Source organism: Streptomyces sp. NPDC052107 (genome assembly GCF_040680215.1).
Classification (GTDB): Bacteria; Actinomycetota; Actinomycetes; order Streptomycetales; family Streptomycetaceae; genus Streptomyces.
Window position 1 is genome coordinate 1 of sequence record NZ_JBFAWG010000293.1, and the last position, 1,279, is coordinate 1,279.

2 protein-coding genes and 1 pseudogene are annotated in these 1,279 nt (G+C 64.3%); 1 reads left to right on the forward strand and 2 read right to left on the reverse strand.

Annotation, left to right across the window (positions count from 1 at the left end; all coding sequences use genetic code 11):
• Both AB0M27_RS47920 and AB0M27_RS47925 read right to left on the reverse strand, forming a co-directional pair.
• Positions 1-281, reverse strand: a pseudogene (locus AB0M27_RS47920) (hypothetical protein); the annotation flags it as partial.
• 10 nt (positions 282-291) lie between these two features.
• Entirely contained in the window at positions 292-825 is a 534-nt protein-coding gene (locus AB0M27_RS47925) for a hypothetical protein (protein ID WP_365732478.1), read from the reverse strand.
• A gap of 194 nt (positions 826-1,019) precedes the next feature.
• Here AB0M27_RS47925 and AB0M27_RS47930 point away from each other — a divergent pair.
• On the forward strand, positions 1,020-1,279 hold a 260-nt coding region (locus AB0M27_RS47930; RefSeq protein WP_365732479.1), incomplete at its 3' end, for a PAS domain-containing protein.

Genomic DNA, 1,279 nt, shown 5'->3' on the forward strand with positions numbered 1-1,279 from the left:
TCCTGGAACGGCACCCAGGCCCAGAAGAACAGCTCCAGCGCACCGGCGATGCCCTGCTGGAACCGATAGGGGTCGGACCATTTCGGGTCCTCATAAGCAGGCCACGCCACCCGCCTGACCTCGGTCATGGTCGAGAAGCGGTTGTCCAACTCCGTTGCGTATCGGCCCGCCTCGGCCGGATAACTCCACGAGACGTAAATGCTCACCCGTTTCCGACCGGGGGTGTACTCACGGGGGATGTGCCTCTGGTTGTAGGTGCGCGCGGTCCTGATCTCGCTCATGTCGCGGCCCTCACTGCAGCTGGTCGAGCATCTCCGACAGAGCATCCTTGACGCGCAGAGCCTTTTTGATCTCGTCCGCCGTCACATACGGATACTCTCCGTACTCGATGAAGCTCGGACAGTGATGATCCCGCACGAACCTGACGAACGCCTCGGGATTGGTCTGCCAGTCCTCGGGAAACCCCTCAAGATTCTCGAAGGCGGTACTCACCCCCGCCTTCGAGAACAGCGCGATCGCGTCCTCGGTGTACTTGTCGAAGTCGGTGTCGAAGATCCCCTGGTACATGAAACGCGTGTCGTCGTCGAAGAGTACCCACCGAAGGTAGTGCAGCTTCAAGGGCGCGAGCAGGTACGGGTCTTGCTCCAAGGCTCTGGCCAGTGCGTAACCGTACTCCCGCATCGCCTCGGCCCGGCCCGGCTTGACCTGAGCGACGATGGTGAACCCGTAACACGCGGGGGTCCTGGGGAAAATGGGGCCGTACTTCCCCTGTTCCAGATGGTCGGTGTCCTTGGGGATGACGACTGCCTGCGGCTTGATTTCCATGTCCGCTCCTCCCGCCATCTGCTGGTCGGGACACCATCATCGTCCCACCCTCCCACTGGTCGCGCCCACAGAGCGGAAGCGGCCCCGGCCATGATCTCTGGGGTCGCCGTGTCGGCGGTGCCGGAGTAGACAGGATGGGAGAAGGCCCGAGCGGTTCTGGGAGTCCGCCCCGGGCGGCGCGGGAGGTGACTTCCGTGATCGACGATGCACGGGAGGTTAATTCCATGGTCGACGATGGTGGGGGCAGGGGCGCGCGTGACGCCGGGACGGTGACGCTCGACGCGTTGTTCACCCAGGCGCCGATCGGCCTGGCTGTGCTTGACAGCGACCTGCGGGTGGTGCGGATCAACACCGCCACGCCCGCCATGCAAGGCAGGCGAGAAGAAGACGTCGTAGGGCGCACTTTCCCCGGCTCGCACCACGTGGTCGACGCGGAGGCGGCCGAGGCTCTCGT

What these genes read in the sequence shown, in the direction of transcription:
- AB0M27_RS47925 (WP_365732478.1), bottom strand. Translation starts at nt 825, where the DNA reads ATGGAAATCAAGCCGCAGGCAGTCGTCATCCCCAAGGACACCGACCAT.